Genomic DNA, 18,983 nt, shown 5'->3' with positions numbered 1-18,983 from the left:
CTAGGCCCGATCGCGGCTCGATGAGTCTCGCAATCCCGTCGAACGATAGGTTACTTCGGCAAAGTGTGAAGATAGCGATGCGGCACATCGTTATTTCGGTGGTGCGGCGCGTTGTCCGCCAAATAGCGATGCGGCACATCGTTATTCCGTTGGTGCGGCACGTTTTCCGGCAAATAGCGATGCGGCACATCGTTATTTCGGTGGTGCGGCGCGTTTTCCGGCAAATAGCGATGCGGCACATCGTTATTCCGAGGCTGCGGCGCGTTGTCCGCCAAATAGCGATGCGGCACATCGTTATTTCGGTGTTGCGGCGCACTGTCCGGCAAATAGCGATGCGGCACATCGTTATTCCGTTGGTGCGGCGCGTTTTCCGGCAAATAGCGATGCGGCACATCGTTATCCCGTTGGTGCGGCGCGTTTTCCGGCAAATAGCGATGCAGCACATCGTTATCCCGTTGGTGCGGCGCGCTGTCCGCCACTCTGTTAACTGATTGTGACGATACGCCCTTCCAGATGCACGCGGCCTTCAGCGATCAGGCGCACCGTCTCCGGCAGCAACTCATGCTCGATCGCGTGGATGCGCGGCGCGAGTGTCTCCTCGGTGTCGCCGGGTGACAGCTCGATGACCCGTTGCGCGATGATCGGGCCGCTGTCGAGACCGCCGTCCACGAAGTGCACGGTCACACCTGTGACCTTGACGCCGTAGTCGAGCGCCTGTCCGATCGCCCGGATGCCGGGAAAAGCGGGCAGCAGCGACGGATGGACGTTAATCATCCGCCCTTCATAAGCGCGCACGAGCACGTCGGTCAGAATCCGCATATAGCCGGCAAGCACGATCAACCCGATACCGCGCGCGGCGAGCTCGTCGGCGATGACCGTCTCATATGCTTCGCGGGACGCGTATTCCTTCGGCCGGAAAGCGAATGTCTCGACGCCGAGCTTCTCCGCGCGCGCCATGACCCCGGCCTCTGGCTTGTCGCAGACGAGCAGCGCGATCTCGGCCGGGCCGAGCCTGCCGTCTCGCGCGGCTTCGGCGAGCGCCTGAAAGTTGCTGCCGCTGCCGGATGCGAATACGGCGATGCGGAGCTTGTCGCGGCTCATGCGAACTCGGCGCCTCCGAACGTGACGACGCGCGAGCCTTCGGTCACGCGGCCGATGACGTATGCCTTCTCGCCCAGCTCGCCAGCCAGCGCTACCGCCCGTTCTGCCTGCTCAGCCGGCACCACCAGCACCATGCCGATGCCCATGTTAAACGTCGTGTACATATCGCGGTCGCTGATCGCGCCATCGCGCTGCATCAGGCCGAACACCGGATGTACCGGCCATGCGCCGAGATCGATGTCCACGTTGACGCCTTCCGGCAGCACGCGCGGAATATTTTCGATGAAGCCGCCGCCCGTAATATGCGCCATCCCCTTCACCTGCACGCTCTCGACCAGCTTCAGCACCGACTTCACATAGATGCGCGTCGGCTCGATGAGCACATCGCCGAGCGTCTTGCCCTCCAGCTCAGGCAGCTTGTCCGAAAACTGGTAGCCATTGGTCTCGAGCAGCAGCCGGCGAACGAGCGAGTAGCCGTTGGAGTGAATGCCGCTCGAGCCCAGCCCGATGACCGCGTCGCCCGCGGCAATCGTGCTGCCGTCGATCGCCTTCGGCTTGTCCACGATGCCGACGGTGAAGCCCGCGATATCGTACTCGCCGTCCTGATACATGCCCGGCATCTCCGCCGTCTCGCCGCCGATCAGCGCGCAGCCGGCTTGCTCGCAGCCGTCCGCCACCCCTTTGACGATCGCCTCGATCTTCTCGGGCACAAGCTTGCCGCAGGCCAGATAGTCGAGGAAAAACAGCGGCTCCGCGCCAGTCACCACGACGTCGTTGACACACATTGCAACCGCGTCGATGCCGATCGTGTCGTGCTTGTCCAGCTCGAACGCCAGCTTCAGCTTCGTGCCGACGCCATCCGTGCCGGAGACGAGCACCGGCTCCTCATATTTGTCCTTGTTCAGACCGAACAGTCCTCCGAAGCCGCCGAGCCCCGTCAGCACCTCCGGACGCATCGTGCGCTTCACGTGCTTTTTCATTCGTTCGACCGCTTCATTACCCGCGGCGATATCGACGCCGGCCTGTTTGTAAGCTTCGGACACTTGGGTTAAGCCCCCTTGCATAAAGTTGTAAAAAATCATTCCGCTATCTGCACCACTACTGCCTCGGCGCAGGCACTTAGCGGAAAATAGTTCCGCTATTCGCTCCACAGCCACCTCGGCACAGGCGCTTAGCGGAAAATAGTTCCGCTATCTGCACCACAGCCACCTCGGCGCAGGCACTTAGCGGAAAATAGTTCCGCTATTCGCTACTCAGCCACCTCGGCGCAGGCACTTAGCGGAAAATAGTTCCGCTATTCGCTTCACAGCCACCTCGGCACTGGCACTTAGCGGAAAATAGTTTCGCTATCCACACCATTACTGCCTCGGCGCAGGCACTTAGCGGAAAATATTTCCGCTATTCGCTACACAGCTACCTCGGCGCAGGCACTCAGCGGAAAAAAGTTCCGCTATTCGCTCCACAGCCACCTCGGCGCAGGCACTTAGCGGAAAATAGTTCCGCTATTCGCTTCACAGCTACCTCGGCACTGGCGCTTAACGGAAAATAGTTCCGCTATTCGCTCCATCACTGCTTTGGCTGACCGCCTCAGCTGCCTCAGCGGCCTGCCCCGCAGCCTAACCCTGCTGCCAACTCTCCAGCCCCAGCCGCTCAGTCGCAGCTGCAGCTCGTTGCCTTGGCGTCCTCGAACTCCACCGGTGTCGGGTAGTCGTTGGTGAAGCAGCCGAGGCACAGGCCGCGGTCGTACTCGCCCTCGGCCCCGCCGACGGCCTCGAGCAGGCCCGGCTTGCTGAGGAAGTACAGCGAATCCGCGTTGATCGCCTGGCGGATCTCCTCGACCGTCTTGCTCGAGGCGATCAGGTCGCGGCGGTCCGGCGTGTCGATGCCGTAGTAGCAAGGGTTGGCGAAGGGCGGCGACGTGATGCGCACATGCACCTCAAGCGCGCCCGCCTCGCGCAGCAGGTTAACGATGCGCAGCGAGGTCGTGCCCCGCACGATCGAGTCGTCGATCATGACGACGCGCTTGCCCTGCACGACCTTGCGGACGGCGGACAGCTTCATCTTGACGCCCTTCTCGCGCAGCTCCTGGGAGGGCTGGATGAAGGTGCGTCCGGTGTACTTGTTCTTGATCAGGCCAAGCTCGTACGGGATGCCCGTCTGCTCCGCATAACCGATCGCCGCCGAGATGCTCGAGTCCGGCACGCCGGTCACGATGTCGGCGTCGACGAACGCCTCCAGCGCGAGCTGCTGGCCCATGCGCTTGCGGGCGCTGTGCAGATTGATCGTGCCGATGTCGCTGTCGGGGCGCGCGAAGTAAATATATTCCATCGCGCACACCGACCGCCGCTGCAAGACCGCATACCGCTCCTCGCGGTACCCGTTGCGGTCCAACACGATCAGCTCGCCCGGCTGCACGTCGCGCACGTACTCCGCGCCGATGACCTCGAACGAGCACGACTCGGACGCGAATATATAGGCGTCGCCCAGCCGGCCCATGACCATCGGACGCAGCCCGTTCGGATCGCAGGCCGCGATCAGCACGTCCTTGGTCATGATCAGAAACGCGAAGCCCCCGATCAGCCGCGAGAATGCATCCTTGACCGCCTCGACGAGATCCTTGGGCGAGCGCGCGATCATATGCGCGATGACCTCGGTGTCGCTCGTCGTCTGGAAGATCGAGCCCGTCTCCTCCAGCTCGCGCCGGATGATCGGCTCGTTGACGAGGTTGCCGTTCGTGCAGACGGCCAGATCGCCGCCGCGGTACTTGAACACGAGCGGCTGCGCGTTGGCCAGCCGGCTCGCGCCGGCCGTCGAATAGCGCACATGGCCGATCGCATTGGCGCCGACGAGCGAGTCCAGCCGATCGCGGTCGAACACTTCCTTCACGAGGCCCATGCCCCGATGATAGTGGAAGTCTCCGCCCAGATCGGCCGTACAGATGCCGCAGCTCTCCTCGCCGCGGTGCTGCAAGGCATGCAGACCGTAGTAGGACAGCTCGGCCGCATCCTTGTGCCCGAACACGCCGAACACGCCGCATTCTTCCTTCAGCTTGTCCATCATGCCGGACGCTTGATCGTTGCCCTGGTTGTAATAGTCTCCCGACCAGAATCGAGACTCGGCAGCCGGCAGCCTCTCCGTCTGCGAAGACGGCAGCACTCCAACACCGGCCAGCCCGTTCATATCATAAGGCAGGACGCTTGCGGCGGGCCCATGCGGCTGCATGCCGTCCGGGGCGCTTGCTCCCCCGGCTGCATGCGGCGCGCGGCCCGATCCGGCATTTATTGCATCCGGCATGGGATCGCTTCCTTCCATTCTGTGCGGAATTCGTTCACAGGTGCCTGAATTGCCGTATGTCCGTTAACCGCAATGACCAGCTCTTCCCCGCCTACGACGCCCAGCTTCTGCGCCGGCACGCCTTGCTCCGCCAGCCACGCTTCGAGCGCGCCCGCATGCTCCGGCTTGACCGACAGCAGGATGCGCGACTGCGATTCGCTGAACAGCGCCAGGTCAGGACGCAGATGCGTCGCGAAGTCCACCTCCGCGCCAAGCCCGCGTCCGAACGTCGCCTCCGCCACCGCCGCAGCCAGTCCGCCTTCGGACAGGTCATGCGCCGAGGCGACGAGGCCCTGGCGGATCGCGCCGAGTACCGCGCCGTGCAGCGCCTTTTCCACAGCCAGATCGATGACCGGCGGGCGGCCTTCGGTCAGGCCGTGTACCGCGTATTGGAACTCGCTGCCGCCGATCTCCGCCTTCGTCTCGCCGAGCAGGTAGATGACGTCGCCTTCGGCCTTGAACTCCTGCGTCGTGATATGGTCGATGTCCGTGATCAGACCGACCATGCCGACGACCGGCGTCGGGTAGATCGCGCCCTTCGCGTTCTCGTTGTACAGCGACACGTTGCCGCCGATGACCGGCGTGTCCAGGAAGCGGCAGGCTTCGGCCATGCCATCCACCGACTTTTCCATCTGCCAGAATACCTCAGGCTTCTCCGGCGAGCCGAAGTTAAGGTTGTCCGTGATCGCGAGCGGCTCGCCGCCCGAGCAGACGATGTTGCGCGCCGCTTCGGCGACCGCGATGCGTCCGCCGACCTCGGGATCGAGGTACACGTAGCGGCCGTTGCAGTCGGTCGTCATCGCGAGCGCCTTGCGCGTGCCGCGGATCGCGACGACCGCCGCATCCGAGCCCGGCACGACGGCCGTGGACGTGCGGACTTGATAGTCGTACTGGCTGTAAACCCACTCCTTGCTTGCGAGCGAAGGAGAGCCGAGCACCTTTTTGAGCGCATCCGTCAGGTCGATCACTTGCTCGTAGCGGTTCGTATCGATGGAGCCGTTTTTCAGATAGTAGTCCGGCACCTTGGAAGGCTTGTCGTACACCGGGCAGTCGTCGACGAGCGCCTTGACCGGCATGTCCGCGACCTCTTCGCCCTGATGGAACAGGCGCAGACGGCCGTCGTCCGTCACCTTGCCGACCTTGGCGCAGTGCAATCCCCAGCGCTCGAAAATCGCCTTGGCCTGCGCTTCGTGGTGCGGCTCGGTGACGAACAGCATACGCTCCTGCGACTCGGACAGCATCATCTCGTACGCGGTCATGCCTTCTTCGCGCTGCGGCACCTCGTCGAGATACAGCTCCATGCCGTTGCCGGCCTTGGACGCCATCTCGGCGCTCGAGCAGGTGAGGCCCGCTGCGCCCATGTCCTGGATGCCGAGCACGATGCCGGAGTCGATCAGCTCGAGCGTCGCTTCCATGACGAGCTTCTCCATGAACGGGTCGCCGACCTGGACGGCCGAGCGCTTCGCTTCGGACTCGGCGGTCAAGTCCTCCGACGCGAACGTCGCGCCGTGGATGCCGTCGCGGCCCGTAGCCGGACCGACGTAGAACACCGGGTTGCCGACGCCCTTGGCGACGCCGCGCTGAATCTTGTCGTGGTCGATGAGACCGACACACATCGCGTTGACGAGCGGGTTGCCTTCATAGGCTTCGTCGAACATGACCTCGCCCGCGACCGTCGGGATGCCGATGCAGTTGCCGTAGCCGGCGATGCCGCTGACGACATGCTCGAACAGGTACTTGACGCGGTCGCTCTCGAGCTTGCCGAAGCGCAGCGAGTTGAGCAGCGCGATCGGGCGCGAGCCCATTGAGAAGATGTCGCGGATGATGCCGCCGACGCCGGTCGCGGCGCCCTGGTACGGCTCGACCGCGGACGGGTGGTTGTGCGACTCGATCTTGAAGACGACGGCCTGCTTGTCGCCGATGTCGACGATGCCCGCACCTTCGCCCGGCCCCATCAGGACGCGCGGACCGCTCGTCGGGAAGCGGCGAAGCAGCGGCTTGGAGTTCTTGTATGCGCAGTGCTCGGACCACATGACGCTGAACACGCCGATCTCGGTGTAGTTCGGCTGGCGTCCGAGGAAGCCGCAGATGAGTTCGAATTCGGAATCGGAGACGCCGAATTGCTTGTAAATTTTCTGCTCGGCGATCTGCTGGACCGTCGGTTCTTTAGCGGGTGCTTGCTGCGCCATTGCGTTCCCTCCATGCGTTCAGTACTGACGTGAACATCTTCGCGCCGTCCGCCGAGCCGAGCAGCTCGCTGACCGCGCGCTCCGGATGCGGCATCATGCCGACGACATTGCCCGCCTCGTTCGAGATGCCTGCGATGCCCGCCACCGACCCGTTCGGGTTGGCGCCGTCGTAGGTGAAGACGATCTGGCCGTTCGCCTTGAGGCCCGCCAGCGTCTCTTCGTCGCAGTAATAGTTGCCTTCGCCGTGCGCGATCGGGATCGTCACGACCTCGCCCTGCTCGTAGTCGCGGGTGAACGCCGTGTTCGCGTTCTCCACACGCAGGCCGACCGGGTGGCAGCGGAACTTGAGGCTGTTGTTGCGGATGAGCGCGCCGGGCAGCAGGCCCGCCTCGGTGAGCACCTGGAAGCCGTTGCACACGCCGAGCACGAACTTGCCTTCGGCCGCCGCCTTGCGCACTTCGTTCATGACCGGAGCGAGCTGGGCGATCGCGCCGCAGCGCAGATAATCGCCGTACGAGAAGCCGCCCGGCACGAGGATGGCGTCGTAGCCGGACAGGTCGGTGGCGGTGTGCCACACATAATCCACCTGCTCGCCGACCGTGTCGACGACCGCGTTATACATGTCCAGGTCGCAGTTGGAGCCCGGGAATACGATGACCGCGAATTTCATGAGGTGTCAGCCCTCCAGTTCGAATCGGTAGTCTTCGATGACGGTGTTGGCGAGCAGCTTTTCGCACATGGCCTTCACGCGCTCTTCGGCGACCGCACGGTCCGTCGTATCGAGCGTCAGCTCCATGTACTTGCCGATGCGCACCTTCGCGACTTCGTCGAAGCCGAGCGTCTGCAGCGAGCCCTGGACGGCGTTGCCTTGCGGGTCGAGCACGTTTTCCTTGATCGTGACGTATACCGTTGCTTTCATGTGGACGGGTCTCCTCCTGGATGGGGACATAGGTTAGGGGCTTGCTAGGTTGAAAAGTAGAACGACAGACGGTGGCGGGACGGCGAGTAGCGGTCGATCTTGAGCGGAGCGGAGCGAATAGCTGCAAAAATGCAGTTATTTACCTGGAGATGGCCGGTTCCGAGCTAATTAACTGCATATGTACAGTTACTTCAGCCCCACTCACTCGTAACGACGCGATTTATCGAAAATAGATGCATATTTGCAGTTAACTCGTGCACCATCTCGGTTCGCGGAAAATTAGATGTATATTTGCAGTTATCGGCGACGGTGACACGGTAGCGATGGTGGCTCGGTAGCGATGGTGGCTACAATGGCACGGTGCCGACGGCGGCTCGGTAGCGACGTTACCACGGTGGCACGATAACAACGTTAGCGACGGTGCCACGGTAACGACGGCGGCTCGGTAGCGACGATACCACGGTGGCACGATAACAACGTTAGCGACGGTGGCTCGGTAGCGGCGAAGGCACGGTGCCGATGATGGCTCGGTAGCGAAGATGCCACGATAACGACGTTGGTGATGGTGCCACGGTTACTAACAGCGGCTTGCGGTAGCCGCAAGGCTGAGAATGGCGACAGCAGCACCGCTTGAGACGCTAGTACTTGATCGGCTTGAACGCCGTGAACCCGTAGCTCGTCGGCTCCGTGAGCCGGCGGTAGATGTCCTCGTAGCGCGCCGCGGTCGCGGACACGACCTCGTCCGGCAGGCGCGGCGGCGTGCTGTCGCGGTCCCAGTCCGTGCTGAGCAGGTACGTGCGGACCGGCTCCTTGTCCATGCTGTCGATCTCGATGTCCAGCTCGTACTTCTCCTCTGCCCAGAAGCGCGAGGAATCCGGCGTGAACAGCTCGTCGATCAGGATAATCTCGTCGTCCAGCAGGCCGAACTCGAACTTGCAGTCCGCCAGGATGATGCTCTTGTGCTCGCATACCGCGAGCGCATAATCGTACAGCAGGAGGCTGCGCTTGCGAAGGCCGGCGGCCAGCTCCTTACCGATGCGACGCTCCATCTCCGCGAAGGAGATGTCCTCGTCGTGGCCGACGTCGTTCTTGGCCGCGGGCGTGAAGATCGGCTCCTCCAGCTTGGCGTTCTTGTGCAGGCCCGCCGGGAGCGGGATGCCGTTGACCTCGCCGTTCTTCTGGTACTGCCGCCAGCCGCCGCCCGTGATGTAGCCCCGTACGACGCACTCGATATCGATCCGCTTCGCCTTCTTTGTGACCATGATCCGCCCCGCCAGCTTGTCCGGCTCGCTCACGAGATCGCCCAGCTTGCGGACGTCCGTATGGACGACGTGGTTGGGAACGAGATCCTTGGTCTTGTCGAACCAGAAGGCACTCAGTCCGTTCAGCACCTTGCCCTTGCCGGGGACGGCCGGATCGAGCACATAATCGAACGCCGAGATGCGGTCGGTGACGACGATGAGCAGATGCTCGCCCAGATCGTACAGCTCCCTGACCTTGCCCTTGTGGATGAGCGGCGCCTTGACGAGCCCTTCCGCCGTGGATAACGCTTCTGTAGACATGTCAGCCTCCTGCACTCTTTATATAGAAGTGATTTATTCCAGACCGAGCCGTTTGAAAATCGTATCGACGTGCTTCAGATGCCACGAAGGGTTAAACGCGTCTTCGAGCTCGTCCGCGGACAGCAGCTCCGTAATCGCCGGCGTCTCGGATACGATCGACTTGAAGTCGCGCTGCTCCTCCCACGCCTGCATCGCGCGCGGCTGCACGGTGTCGTATGCCTGCTCGCGGCTCATGCCTTTGTCGATGAGCTTGGTCATGACGCGGCCGGAGAAGGGCACGTTGTAGGTGCTGCGCATGTTGCGCTGCATGTTCTCGGGGAACACCTGCAGATTCTTCACGATGTTGCCGAAGCGGTTCAACATGTAGTTCAGCAGCATCGTCGCGTCCGGCAGGATGATGCGTTCGACGGAGGAATGGGAGATGTCGCGCTCGTGCCACAGCGCCACGTTCTCGTAGGCGGTGATCATGTGGCCGCGGATGACGCGGGAGAGGCCGCTGATGTTCTCGCAGCCGATCGGGTTGCGCTTGTGCGGCATCGCCGACGAGCCCTTCTGGCCCTTGGCGAACGGCTCCTCGACTTCGCGGAATTCGCTCTTCTGCAGCGCGCGGATCTCGGTCGCGAACTTGTCGAGCGAGGAGCCGATGAGCGCCAGCGTCGCCATATATTCGGCGTGGCGGTCGCGCTGCAGCGTCTGGGTGGAGATCGGCGCGGCACTGATGCCGAGCTTGTCGCAGACGTACTGCTCGACGAACGGATCGAGGTTGGCGTACGTGCCGACGGCGCCGGACATTTTGCCGTACTGGACTTCGTCGGCCGCTCTGCGGAAGCGCTCCAGGTTGCGCTTCATCTCTTCGTGCCACAGCGCGAGCTTGAGGCCGAACGTCGTCGGCTCGGCATGCACGCCGTGGGTGCGCCCCATCATCGGGGTCGACTTATATTGGATCGCCTGCTGGCGAAGAATAGCGATGAAGTTGACGAGATCGCGTTCGAGAATCTCGTTGGCCTGCTTGAGCAGGTAGCCGAGCGCGGTGTCGACGACGTCGGTGGACGTCATGCCGTAGTGCACCCACTTGCGCTCCTCGCCGAGGCTCTCGGATACGGCGCGCGTGAAGGCGATGACGTCGTGGCGGGTCTCCTGCTCGATCTCGTAGATGCGGTCGATGTCGAACGTCGCGTTCTGACGCAGCAGGACGGTGTCGGCCTTCGGGATATGCCCGAGCTCCGCCCAGGCCTCGCAGGCGCACAGCTCGACTTCGAGCCAGGCCTTGAATTTGTTCTCTTCGGTCCAGATAGCCCGCATCTCCGGGCGGCTGTAGCGTTCGATCATGATGGATTGACCCTCCAAATGGTTGATTCGTTAATCCAGGCTAGCGCGGTCTCCGTGTCGTCGGCCAGCACGTTGACGTGGCCCATCTTGCGGCCGGTCTTGGCCTCGGCCTTGCCGTACAGGTGAACCTTGGGCGCGACGCCGAGGCGCTCCCCCGACTCGTCGCGCGTCTGCATCCGATCGAGCAGCGGCCCGACATGCTCGCCGAGAATATTGCCCATGACGACCGGCGTCAGCAGCGCCGTATCGCCGAGCGGCAGATCGCAGATCGCGCGGATATGCTGCTCGAACTGCGAGGTGCGGCACGCCTCCATCGTATAATGCCCGGAATTGTGCGGCCGCGGCGCCAGCTCGTTGACGTACAGCGTGCCGTCATGGGCGACGAACATCTCGACCGCGATCAGGCCGACCGCGCCGAGCGTCTCGGCGATCGACACCGCGAGGCGCTCGGCCTCGGCGATGACGGCGTCCGGCACCCGTGCGGGCACGATCGACAGATGCAATATATTGCGAACGTGGATATTCTCCGCAGGGGGGAACGTTCGGATCTCGCCGGACGGTCTGCGCGCAGCGATGACCGAGATCTCGCGCTCGAAGTCGATGAACTTCTCGAGCACAAGCTCGGTGCCTGCGCGGCTCGCCTCTGCCCAGGCGGGCTCAAGCTCGTCCGTCCCGCGCAGCACCCACTGCCCCTTGCCGTCGTAGCCGCCGGTCGCCGTCTTCAGCACGGCGGGCAGCCCGAGCTGCTCGGCCGCCGCCTGCAAGTCGGCGAGGCTCGCGATCTCGGCGTACGGCGCGACGCGCGCGCCCGCGGCCTCGATGGCGCGCTTCTCGCGCAGCCGATGCTGCGTCGTATGCAGCAGGGCGCTGCCCTGCGGCACGTACGACTCCGTCTCCAGCATCGCCGCGACGTCCGCGTCCACGTTCTCGAACTCGTACGTGATGACGTCGCTGCGCCGCGCCAGCTCGCGCGCCGCGTCGCGGTCCGCGTAGCCGGCCACGATCTGCTGCGCCGTCTGGCCGCAAGGCGCATCCGGCGTCGGATCGAGCGCCACGAAGCGGTAGCCCATCCGGCTGCCCGCATGCGCCAGCATCCGGCCGAGCTGCCCGCCGCCGAGGACGCCGATCGTGGCGCCGGGCAGGATCGGGCGTGCCGGCTTCGCCGGGCGGCCGCCCGCGCTGGAGGCTGCGCGAGGCGCAGCCTGCGCGGCAGCGGGCGATGCGTCGCCGCCCTCGGCCGCTGTCGTCGCATCGCCCGCCGGCGCGCAATAGCCGTCGACGCCGCAGGCTGCGCCTTCGCCGCCGAGCAGCCCTTCAAGCTCGCGATTGAGCCCGCTCATGGCAGCACCGCATGGTCCAGCACGTCCTGCGTGATCCGCTCGCGCCGCGCGGCGACGCGCGCCTGCACGTCGGCGTCGAACGCGCCGACGATCTGCGCCGCCAGCAGCCCGGCGTTCGTGGCGCCGGCCGCGCCGATCGCGACCGTGGCGACCGGGATGCCGCCCGGCATCTGCACGATCGACAGCAGCGAGTCCAGCCCGTTCAGAGCGGCGGACTTCACGGGTACGCCGATGACGGGCAGGACGGTCTTCGCGGCGACCATGCCGGGCAGATGCGCGGCGCCTCCGGCGCCGGCGACTATCACCCTAAGTCCCCGTTCAACCGCTGTCTCCGCATATTCGAACATCAGATCCGGCGTGCGATGCGCGGATACGACCTTTTTTTCATAGGGAATGTTCAGTTCATCCAGCACCTCGCACGCCTTCTTCATCGTCTCCCAATCCGACGTGCTGCCCATGATGACTCCGACGATTGCCGACATGGTTCCACCCTTTCCACCGTTAGCTTGTCCTGCCAGTGCCGCTTGTCTATCCGATGCCGTATTCGCGGCGATGCGCCGTAGCCCGCCGCCGCGAATACGGCCTTAAGCGCAAAAAAGGGCGACCTCGGACCGCTGCGGTCCTCCGTCTAACCCCGTCTCTACCGTATTCCCGGCTTCGCTCCCGGCCCGCCGTCATGCCGCATCGCGGATCTCCCTGCGAGGGATCTCCCGCATGCGCCTGCAGCGCGCCCAAGAGCTCGTAGTCCGGAAATTTAAGGTCTCCGGGTAGAGACGATCGGGCCATATTCCCGATAATATACGAGCGATTCCGATGATATTTGCCGTTTTTAAGTTTAACCGAAACCTTACATGGATGTCAAACGAAAAGGCGAACGCTTCCGATTGTTGAAAAAACGAATGTTCGGATTTCGGCCCTTTCCTATAAGGCTAACCGGGTAAGGCCATAAGTTTTCTGTCAATTCCGATCTCCATGCGCTCGACGCCCAAGCGACGAAAAGCGGCCTCCGGGGAGACCGCTTCTGTCGAATCCGTCTATTTGGCCGCCTTGATGCCGAGTGCCGTCACGATGTTGCGGAATACCTGTGTGTTGTCCATATATCCCGCGAACCGCTGCGCCCCGGGACCGGAAGCGTTGACCGGCACGTCGTCGAACGTATGCACCTCGACAGACTCGTCATGCGGGATGTTGCCTGTGAAGTGGATGCCGTTCGGATCTTTGTCGGGATTGGCGATATACGATGCCTTGTCCTTGACCTCCGGGTCCTGGATCGTCGGATTGACCGGCGCAGGATTGGTCAGGAAGTCCTCGTTGTAGTCGGGATGATTGCCCCAGCCGACCGCGATCTTCCACTGCGAATCGGGATTGTCCGGGAAGCCGTCCTTGTTCGCGTCGACATAGGTCGGGAACTTGGAGTCCGCGTACGTGCCGACGAACTCGCGCAGCTCCTCGCCCGTCTTGCCCGCCGCCGCGACCGTATCGTAGGTGCCGTTGAGCGTCATCGAATGGCCGTGATCCGAAGTGACGACGATCAGCGTGTCCGGGTGCTTGGCCGCATACTGCTTGACCAGTCCGACCGTCTGGTCGAACTCGATCGTGTCCCAGATGAGCCGCTCGAAGTCCATCGGATGCGCCATCTTGTCGATCGACGCGCCTTCGACCATGAGGAAGAAGCCCTTCTTGTTCTTGCCGAGCGCGTTCAGCGCCTGGCTTGTCATCTCCATCAGCGTCGGCTGGTCGACTTCCTTGCCCACGATATCCGTATTGACCGGCTTCGTGTACTCGCGGTCGTAGTAGACGTTCATGTTGCCTTTCTTGAAAAGGCCCAGCAGCTTGGACGCGCCGCCCGCCTTGTTCAGCTCGGTCGCGTTGGTCACGTAGCTGTAGCCGAGCGACTTGAACGCGTCGATGCTGCTTTTGCCGTCCTTGCGCTTGCCGCCGTCCTTCTCCGGCAGGAACCATTCGAGGCCGCCGCCCATGATGACGTCGGGACGCGAAGCCGGCTCGAGGAACATATTGACGATCGCTTCCGACTCGCTGCGCTTGCGCGTATGGGTCGCCATCGCGGCGGGCGTCGCATCGGTGACGTCGGCAGTCGTGACGATGCCGGTGGACATGCCCTTCGTGCGCTTGACCAGCTCGACGATGTTCTCGACGCGCGGATCGTCCAGCGGATCGGCCGTGTTGTCCGGGTATACGCCCTCCGCGTTGACCGCCGTCTTGTGGCCGGTCGCGTACGCCGAAGCCGAGTTGGCCGAGTCGGTGACGATCGAGTCCATGCCGGACGTCGTGACGAAGCCCATATAGTCCATCTTCTCCATCTCGAGCCAGCCCTTGAACTTGCCCTCTCCAATCCCCTTCGAGACGACGCGGGCGGCCGTGCGGATGTTGGCGCTCATGCCGTCGCCGATGAGCAGGACGACGTTTTTCGCTTTTTTGACATCGCCGATCGCTTCATATACTTCGTAGTTGACGATCTTGGTCAGCGTCCGCCCGTTCACGGTCGCTACCGCCTTGACGCCGATCTTGGCCGCCTTCGGGAAGCTGACCTGACGAAGCGTCAGCTCGGAGCTGCTGTCGCTCGCGTTCGTGAACTTGGCCTTGGCGCCGAAGTAGGCCGCCGCGTCCTTGCCGTTCACGGTCACCTTGAGCGCGCTCTGCGCAACCTTCGCCCCGTTCAGCTCGACGCGAAAGTCGAAGCGCTGCCCCGCGAGAATCGTCGCGCGGTCGATCGGCAAAATCGTAATGCTCGGCGCTGCCGACGCTGCCGCATGTGCCGCCGGAATTCCCGCGCTGCCGAGCGACCAGGCCACGACGGCGGCCAACATGACGGCGACAAACCTTTTGATCCAAGAATACACGAATATCCCTCCCGCATATTGGCTATCGAGGAATATTCTATCTGGCGTTTGTTAAGCAAGAAGCAAACCTGGGACAAGTCTGTGTAAAAAATCGGAAACGCCTCCCAATAAGAAAAGCCGCCGGGGAGATCGCCATGACGGCTTGGGTATCCGGTTGGTGGCGCGGGTGATGGAGGCGGCGAAATAGTTGCTGAAAGGCTGAAAGGCAGCTAATACCGGTTGAGCGGCGGGGGGTGGCCAATGTTGTCAGGTTAACTGCAAATATACAGTTAATCTCCGTGGTGGCGGCATTTTTCGGAGCGATAGCTGCGAATATACAGTTAATCTCGCGAAAATCGACCGTCATCCGGCTCAGACTCGAAAATAACTGTATAAATGCAGTTATCGCCGCCAGATGTCCTGGCACAGGAGAAAATAACTGCGGTTTGGCAGTTATCTCCCCTTTCAAGGCTGTGTTGCATGAACGTTTTGGGGAAGAACTTCAACGTAGCCGCATCCCTGTCGTCCAGGATCGCTCGTTCACACGCAACAAACAGACCAAGCACAATTTATTCATGAAGACCACGCGCCGGGGAGCGGCAGGGTTCTTAACCTGACAACATTGGGTGGCCGCCTCCCGTCCGCCAAGCAAATAAAAAAAGACGCCCCAGCCGCTTGTTCGCAGCCTTCGGCATCCTCGTGCGCCTCGTATCGTAACATATGCGCATGCGTATGCGCAGATTACTTCGTCCGCCGCCGCGCCCGGCGCGTCGCGAGCCCGGCGATCCAGCGCTCCAGCTCGTCCAGCGGCAGCCTGTACAGCGCCAGCGCCCCCGCCTCGGCGCGCGATGCGCCCGGCAAACCCGCGATCCGCCGCAGCAGCCGCCCTTCGGGCGCGGCCGGCGTCCAGAACTGGATGTACCGGACCGCGGCTTCGCCCTCGCGGATGCAGTCGATCAGCTCGCTCGCCGCGGCGAGCAGCAGATCGGGCGTCCGGCACGCCGGCTCGATATAAAAAACCTCGAGCTGGCAGTTCTCCCTATCCTTGTATTCGTCCGGGCCGGTGCCGTAGGTGTAGCCGACGGCGCCCAGCTTGCGGTAGCTGTCTTCGTGATGGATGAGCAGCGCCTTGCCGAACAGGAGCGGACCCGCGACGAAGCTCAGCTTGACCGCGAACGCGTAGGAAAGATCCAGCTTGTCGTGGCGCGATATTAAAAAGCGAAGATAGGAGGCGTGGTCCATGTCGAGATCGCAGCGCCTGAATATAAAGTTCGCATAGGCAAGCGGCGGCATAGTCCTGACCTCCCGGTGCTTCGTTGGCGCTTGCGAGAGGCCGCTCCGACCGGAGCGGCCAGCATGTTACTGCTGCGGCCTGACGCGGAGATTATCATTGCCGATGACGATTTTGCCAAAGCCGCTGCCTTTTTGAGAACCCTTGTCAATGCTAGGCGGAACAGGATACATACTGCAACCTCCTTCGACAAAAATTGGATATAATTCCACCCTGATTATACACGATCCCATTTTGCCAGCATAGACGTAATATTCGCGATCGAGCTAACATACAGCGTCTCCTTGCCCCACCGGGCTTCCCTTGTCCCGCAAGGCGCAGCGAATTTGGCGTACAGGCGGTTCAGGTAACGGTTGGCGCTCTGTGCGGCCAGACGGATCTCCTGCACCTCCGGATGCCGCTCCGCGATCGTCCGGACCATGAAGCCGAACCCTTCGACAAATACTCGACTCCCCCGGTACGCACGGTCGGCCAGCGCGAGATCGATGAGCGCCACCGCTTTATTCTCAAAATCGGCTTCCCTTGTCCCGTGATAATACGCGCCCAGGCCGACCGTCTCGCCGCCGTCCCGCACCAGCACGATCCGGCCTTCGGTGATGTATTGGTAGAGCAGGGCGACCGTGTCCAGCGTCGAAAAGGAGGGGTGCACGTCGCGCATATGCCGCAGCAAAAACAGGCTGGCCCGGGCAAAATCGTCGTCGCTCGCGCACAATTCGCATTGAAGCTTCGTCATCCGGCCGCCTCCTCTCTATATGATCGTATCGCTCACGACCGGCGCTCGAGGGCACGATTCAGCGCCTCGCGAACGTGCGGCGCGCCGCTCAGCAGGCGCTGGAACGTCTCTCTGCGCATCGTCAGCAGCATGCCCGGCCCGAGAGCGCGCACAGTGGCGGTCCGCGGCACCTCGCGCATGAGCGCGATCTCGCCGAAGTAGTCGCCGTCCTGCAGCGTCGCCACGCGCCGTTCGCCGTCTGCGTCGGTCAGCTTGGTCACCTCGAACTTGCCGCGGACGATGATGTAGAAGGTGTGGCCCTCTTCGCCCTCGCGGACGATCTCCTCGCCTTCCCGGCAGTTCTGCGTAGTGAAGGCGGCGGACAGGCTGTCCAGCAGCCCCGCCTCGATGCCCGCCAGAAACGGCAGCCGCCCGAGCCAATCCGCGTTCACGTCGGCATGCAGGCCGTCCGCGGACAGCTTGAAGCCCTGCTGCTTGTCCCACAAGCGGGCGTACGCGCCGCCCAGACGCAGCAGCTCGTCGTGGCCGCCGCTCTCCAGGATGCGCCCCTGATCGAACACATAGATGCGATCCGCCTCCACGACCGAGGACAGCCGGTGCGTCACCGAGACGATGGTCTTGCGGCGGCCCCGCAGCTCGAGGACCAGCTCGTTGACCCGGGCCTCCGAGGCCGGATCGAGCGCTGACGTCACCTCGTCGAGCAGCAGCACGTCCGGATCGCGCAGCAGCGCCCGGGCCAGCGCGATGCGCTGGCGTTCGCCGCCGGAGAAGCTGCCGCCTTCCTGGCGCACGGGCGAATCGTAGCCCTGCGGCCAGCGGGCGGCCGCCTCTTCGAGCCCGGCGCGGCGGCCGGCGTCGAGCAGGCCGGCCTCGTCGATGTCGGTGCGGCCGAGCAGCAGATTGTCGCGGACTGTCGTATTGAACAGGAACGTATCCTGTCCGACGAGCAGGGCGAGCTGCCGCAGCGCGGACTCCTCGGCGTCCCGCAGGTCGATGCCGTCATAGGCGACGCGGCCCTGTCTCGGATCGTAAAAGCGGGCGAGCAGCTGCAGGGCCGTGCTCTTGCCGGAGCCGCTGGCGCCGACGAATGCGGTGAAGCTGCCTCCCTCGATCGCGAGCGAGACGCCGGAGAGCTGGTCCCGGCTATCGTCGTAGCCGAAGACGACATCCTCCATCGCGAGCCGGCGCACCGGCGCGGAGAGCTTGACCGGCCGGGCCGGCTCCGGCACGTCGGGCTCCTGCCGCATCAGCTCGCCGATGCGGGCGAAGCTCACGCGCGCCTCGATCAGTCCCGGGATCAGATAGGTCAGATTGGTGCCGGACTGCCCGACGGTCATGAACAGGGTAAAAAACGCCATAAACTCGCCGACCGATATCTCGTCCTGAAAAATCAGATATCCGCCGAAGCCGATCATCGTGCCGTTCAGCACCATCAGCGAGACGAGCGGCAGATGCTCCATCCACGAGGCGACGAGTCCGAGGCGCAGCCCGGTGCGCAGCAGCTCGCGCACGCGCTCGGCCGCCCGGACGGCGATGCGCTCCTGCTGGTGGAGACTGCGGATCGTTTTGTGACCCTTGACGGCCTCGTCGATCATGTTGACGAAGCGCTCCTGCGCCTGCTTGTGCGCTTGCTGGCCGGCTTCGGCCCGGCGCTGCAAAAGGCGCGGCCCGACGAGCATGAGGACGGCGCCCGCGAGCATGACGAGCGTGAGCTTCCAGTCGAGCGCGAACAGCATGCCGAGGCCGAGCAGGACGCTGAGCGACTGCGAGATCAGCGCCGGCGCGATGTCGGAGGCGGTGCGCTCGACGGAGGCGGTATCGCTCGTGAAGCGGGCGACGAGGTCGCCGGTGCCGTAGCGCTGGTAAAAGGCGACGGACTGCCGCTGCAGCCGGTCGAACAGCTCGGTTCTGAGCCGGGCGACGCCGCGGCCGACCAGCCGGTTGAGCGCGACGTCGCCGGCCAGCCCGGCCGCGATCGACAGCACGCCCGTGCCGATGAGCAGGCCCAGGATGAGGACGAAGGCATGCGTGTCCTTGGGCACGAACGCCTCGTCGACCAGGTACTTCAAGCTGACCGGCGCCGCGACGCCGTAGGCGACATCGAGCAGCAGGCACAGGAGCAGCAGCGCGAGCAGCCCCTTGTAAGCGGTAAAGTATTTGAGCATGATGTCCCCCGGCCCGCATGTGCTGGCTTGTGATGGATATGTAACTTGCTACCTGCGATCGGCATGCAGTCGCGTCGGCAATCGGCATGCGAATCTGGCTGCGACAGCAACTGTATCAATGTATCCACCATATCGCACGCTTTGGAAAACTGTCAATTCGTGTCCGAACGTTGCCCGCTTG

The 18,983-nt window shown here is 63.3% G+C and carries 15 protein-coding genes and 1 riboswitch; all 15 genes read right to left on the bottom strand.

All coding sequences use genetic code 11. The annotated features are described in order from the left end of the window. Positions 1 to 50 precede the first annotated feature (50 nt). Positions 51 to 479 carry a hypothetical protein gene (locus VQ071_RS02925; RefSeq protein ID WP_340512343.1) on the bottom strand — a complete coding sequence of 143 codons (429 nt, stop codon included), beginning with the start codon at positions 477 to 479 and terminating at the stop codon, positions 51 to 53. 4 nt (positions 480 to 483) lie between these two features. Then, positions 484 to 1,101, bottom strand: coding sequence for a phosphoribosylglycinamide formyltransferase (gene purN, locus VQ071_RS02920; RefSeq protein WP_340512342.1), 618 nt, complete (start codon positions 1,099 to 1,101; stop codon positions 484 to 486). After that, positions 1,098 to 2,144: a phosphoribosylformylglycinamidine cyclo-ligase gene (purM, locus tag VQ071_RS02915; RefSeq protein ID WP_340512341.1), complete on the bottom strand. Its 1,047-nt coding sequence runs from the start codon at positions 2,142 to 2,144 to the stop codon at positions 1,098 to 1,100. Before purM ends, purN begins: the two co-directional genes overlap by 4 nt. A gap of 607 nt (positions 2,145 to 2,751) precedes the next feature. Beyond that, complete coding sequence (gene purF, locus VQ071_RS02910) at positions 2,752 to 4,395, bottom strand: amidophosphoribosyltransferase (RefSeq protein WP_445293247.1); 1,644 nt, start codon at positions 4,393 to 4,395, stop codon at positions 2,752 to 2,754. Further along, a complete protein-coding gene (gene purL / locus VQ071_RS02905) occupies positions 4,380 to 6,623 on the bottom strand; it encodes a phosphoribosylformylglycinamidine synthase subunit PurL (RefSeq protein WP_340512340.1) in 2,244 nt (747 codons plus the stop codon). The genes purF and purL overlap by 16 nt, the downstream gene beginning before the upstream one ends. Continuing rightward, positions 6,601 to 7,293 (bottom strand): phosphoribosylformylglycinamidine synthase subunit PurQ, encoded by a 693-nt coding sequence (gene purQ, locus VQ071_RS02900; protein ID WP_340512339.1) that lies wholly within the window; start codon positions 7,291 to 7,293, stop codon positions 6,601 to 6,603. The genes purL and purQ overlap by 23 nt, the downstream gene beginning before the upstream one ends. A gap of 6 nt (positions 7,294 to 7,299) precedes the next feature. Beyond that, on the bottom strand, positions 7,300 to 7,542 hold the full coding sequence (gene purS, locus VQ071_RS02895; protein ID WP_340512338.1) for a phosphoribosylformylglycinamidine synthase subunit PurS: 243 nt from the start codon (positions 7,540 to 7,542) through the stop codon (positions 7,300 to 7,302). A gap of 638 nt (positions 7,543 to 8,180) precedes the next feature. Then, positions 8,181 to 9,104: a phosphoribosylaminoimidazolesuccinocarboxamide synthase gene (locus VQ071_RS02890; RefSeq protein ID WP_340512337.1), complete on the bottom strand. Its 924-nt coding sequence runs from the start codon at positions 9,102 to 9,104 to the stop codon at positions 8,181 to 8,183. A gap of 33 nt (positions 9,105 to 9,137) precedes the next feature. Beyond that, positions 9,138 to 10,433, bottom strand: a complete 1,296-nt coding sequence (purB, locus tag VQ071_RS02885; protein ID WP_340512336.1) for an adenylosuccinate lyase — start codon at positions 10,431 to 10,433, stop codon at positions 9,138 to 9,140. Continuing rightward, complete coding sequence (gene purK, locus VQ071_RS02880; RefSeq protein ID WP_340512335.1) at positions 10,430 to 11,773, bottom strand: 5-(carboxyamino)imidazole ribonucleotide synthase; 1,344 nt, start codon at positions 11,771 to 11,773, stop codon at positions 10,430 to 10,432. The genes purB and purK overlap by 4 nt, the downstream gene beginning before the upstream one ends. Beyond that, positions 11,770 to 12,255, bottom strand: a complete 486-nt coding sequence (gene purE, locus VQ071_RS02875) for a 5-(carboxyamino)imidazole ribonucleotide mutase (protein ID WP_340512334.1) — start codon at positions 12,253 to 12,255, stop codon at positions 11,770 to 11,772. Before purE ends, purK begins: the two co-directional genes overlap by 4 nt. A gap of 240 nt (positions 12,256 to 12,495) precedes the next feature. Next, a riboswitch (purine riboswitch) is annotated at positions 12,496 to 12,597 on the bottom strand. Between the two features lie 210 nt (positions 12,598 to 12,807). After that, positions 12,808 to 14,634, bottom strand: a complete 1,827-nt coding sequence (locus VQ071_RS02870; RefSeq protein WP_340512333.1) for an alkaline phosphatase — start codon at positions 14,632 to 14,634, stop codon at positions 12,808 to 12,810. Positions 14,635 to 15,354: 720 nt separating this feature from the next. Next, entirely contained in the window at positions 15,355 to 15,906 is a 552-nt protein-coding gene (locus VQ071_RS02865) for a hypothetical protein (RefSeq protein WP_340512332.1), read from the bottom strand. 215 nt (positions 15,907 to 16,121) lie between these two features. After that, positions 16,122 to 16,637, bottom strand: coding sequence for a hypothetical protein (locus tag VQ071_RS02860; RefSeq protein ID WP_340512331.1), 516 nt, complete (start codon positions 16,635 to 16,637; stop codon positions 16,122 to 16,124). 32 nt (positions 16,638 to 16,669) lie between these two features. Beyond that, complete coding sequence (locus tag VQ071_RS02855; RefSeq protein ID WP_340512330.1) at positions 16,670 to 18,802, bottom strand: ABC transporter transmembrane domain-containing protein; 2,133 nt, start codon at positions 18,800 to 18,802, stop codon at positions 16,670 to 16,672. Positions 18,803 to 18,983: the final 181 nt, after the last annotated feature.

The organism is Cohnella sp. 56 (genome assembly GCF_037963805.1).
Taxonomy (GTDB): domain Bacteria; phylum Bacillota; class Bacilli; order Paenibacillales; family Paenibacillaceae; genus Cohnella.
Note: the sequence above shows the minus strand (reverse complement) of the source record. Positions and strands in the feature narration are given on the sequence as shown.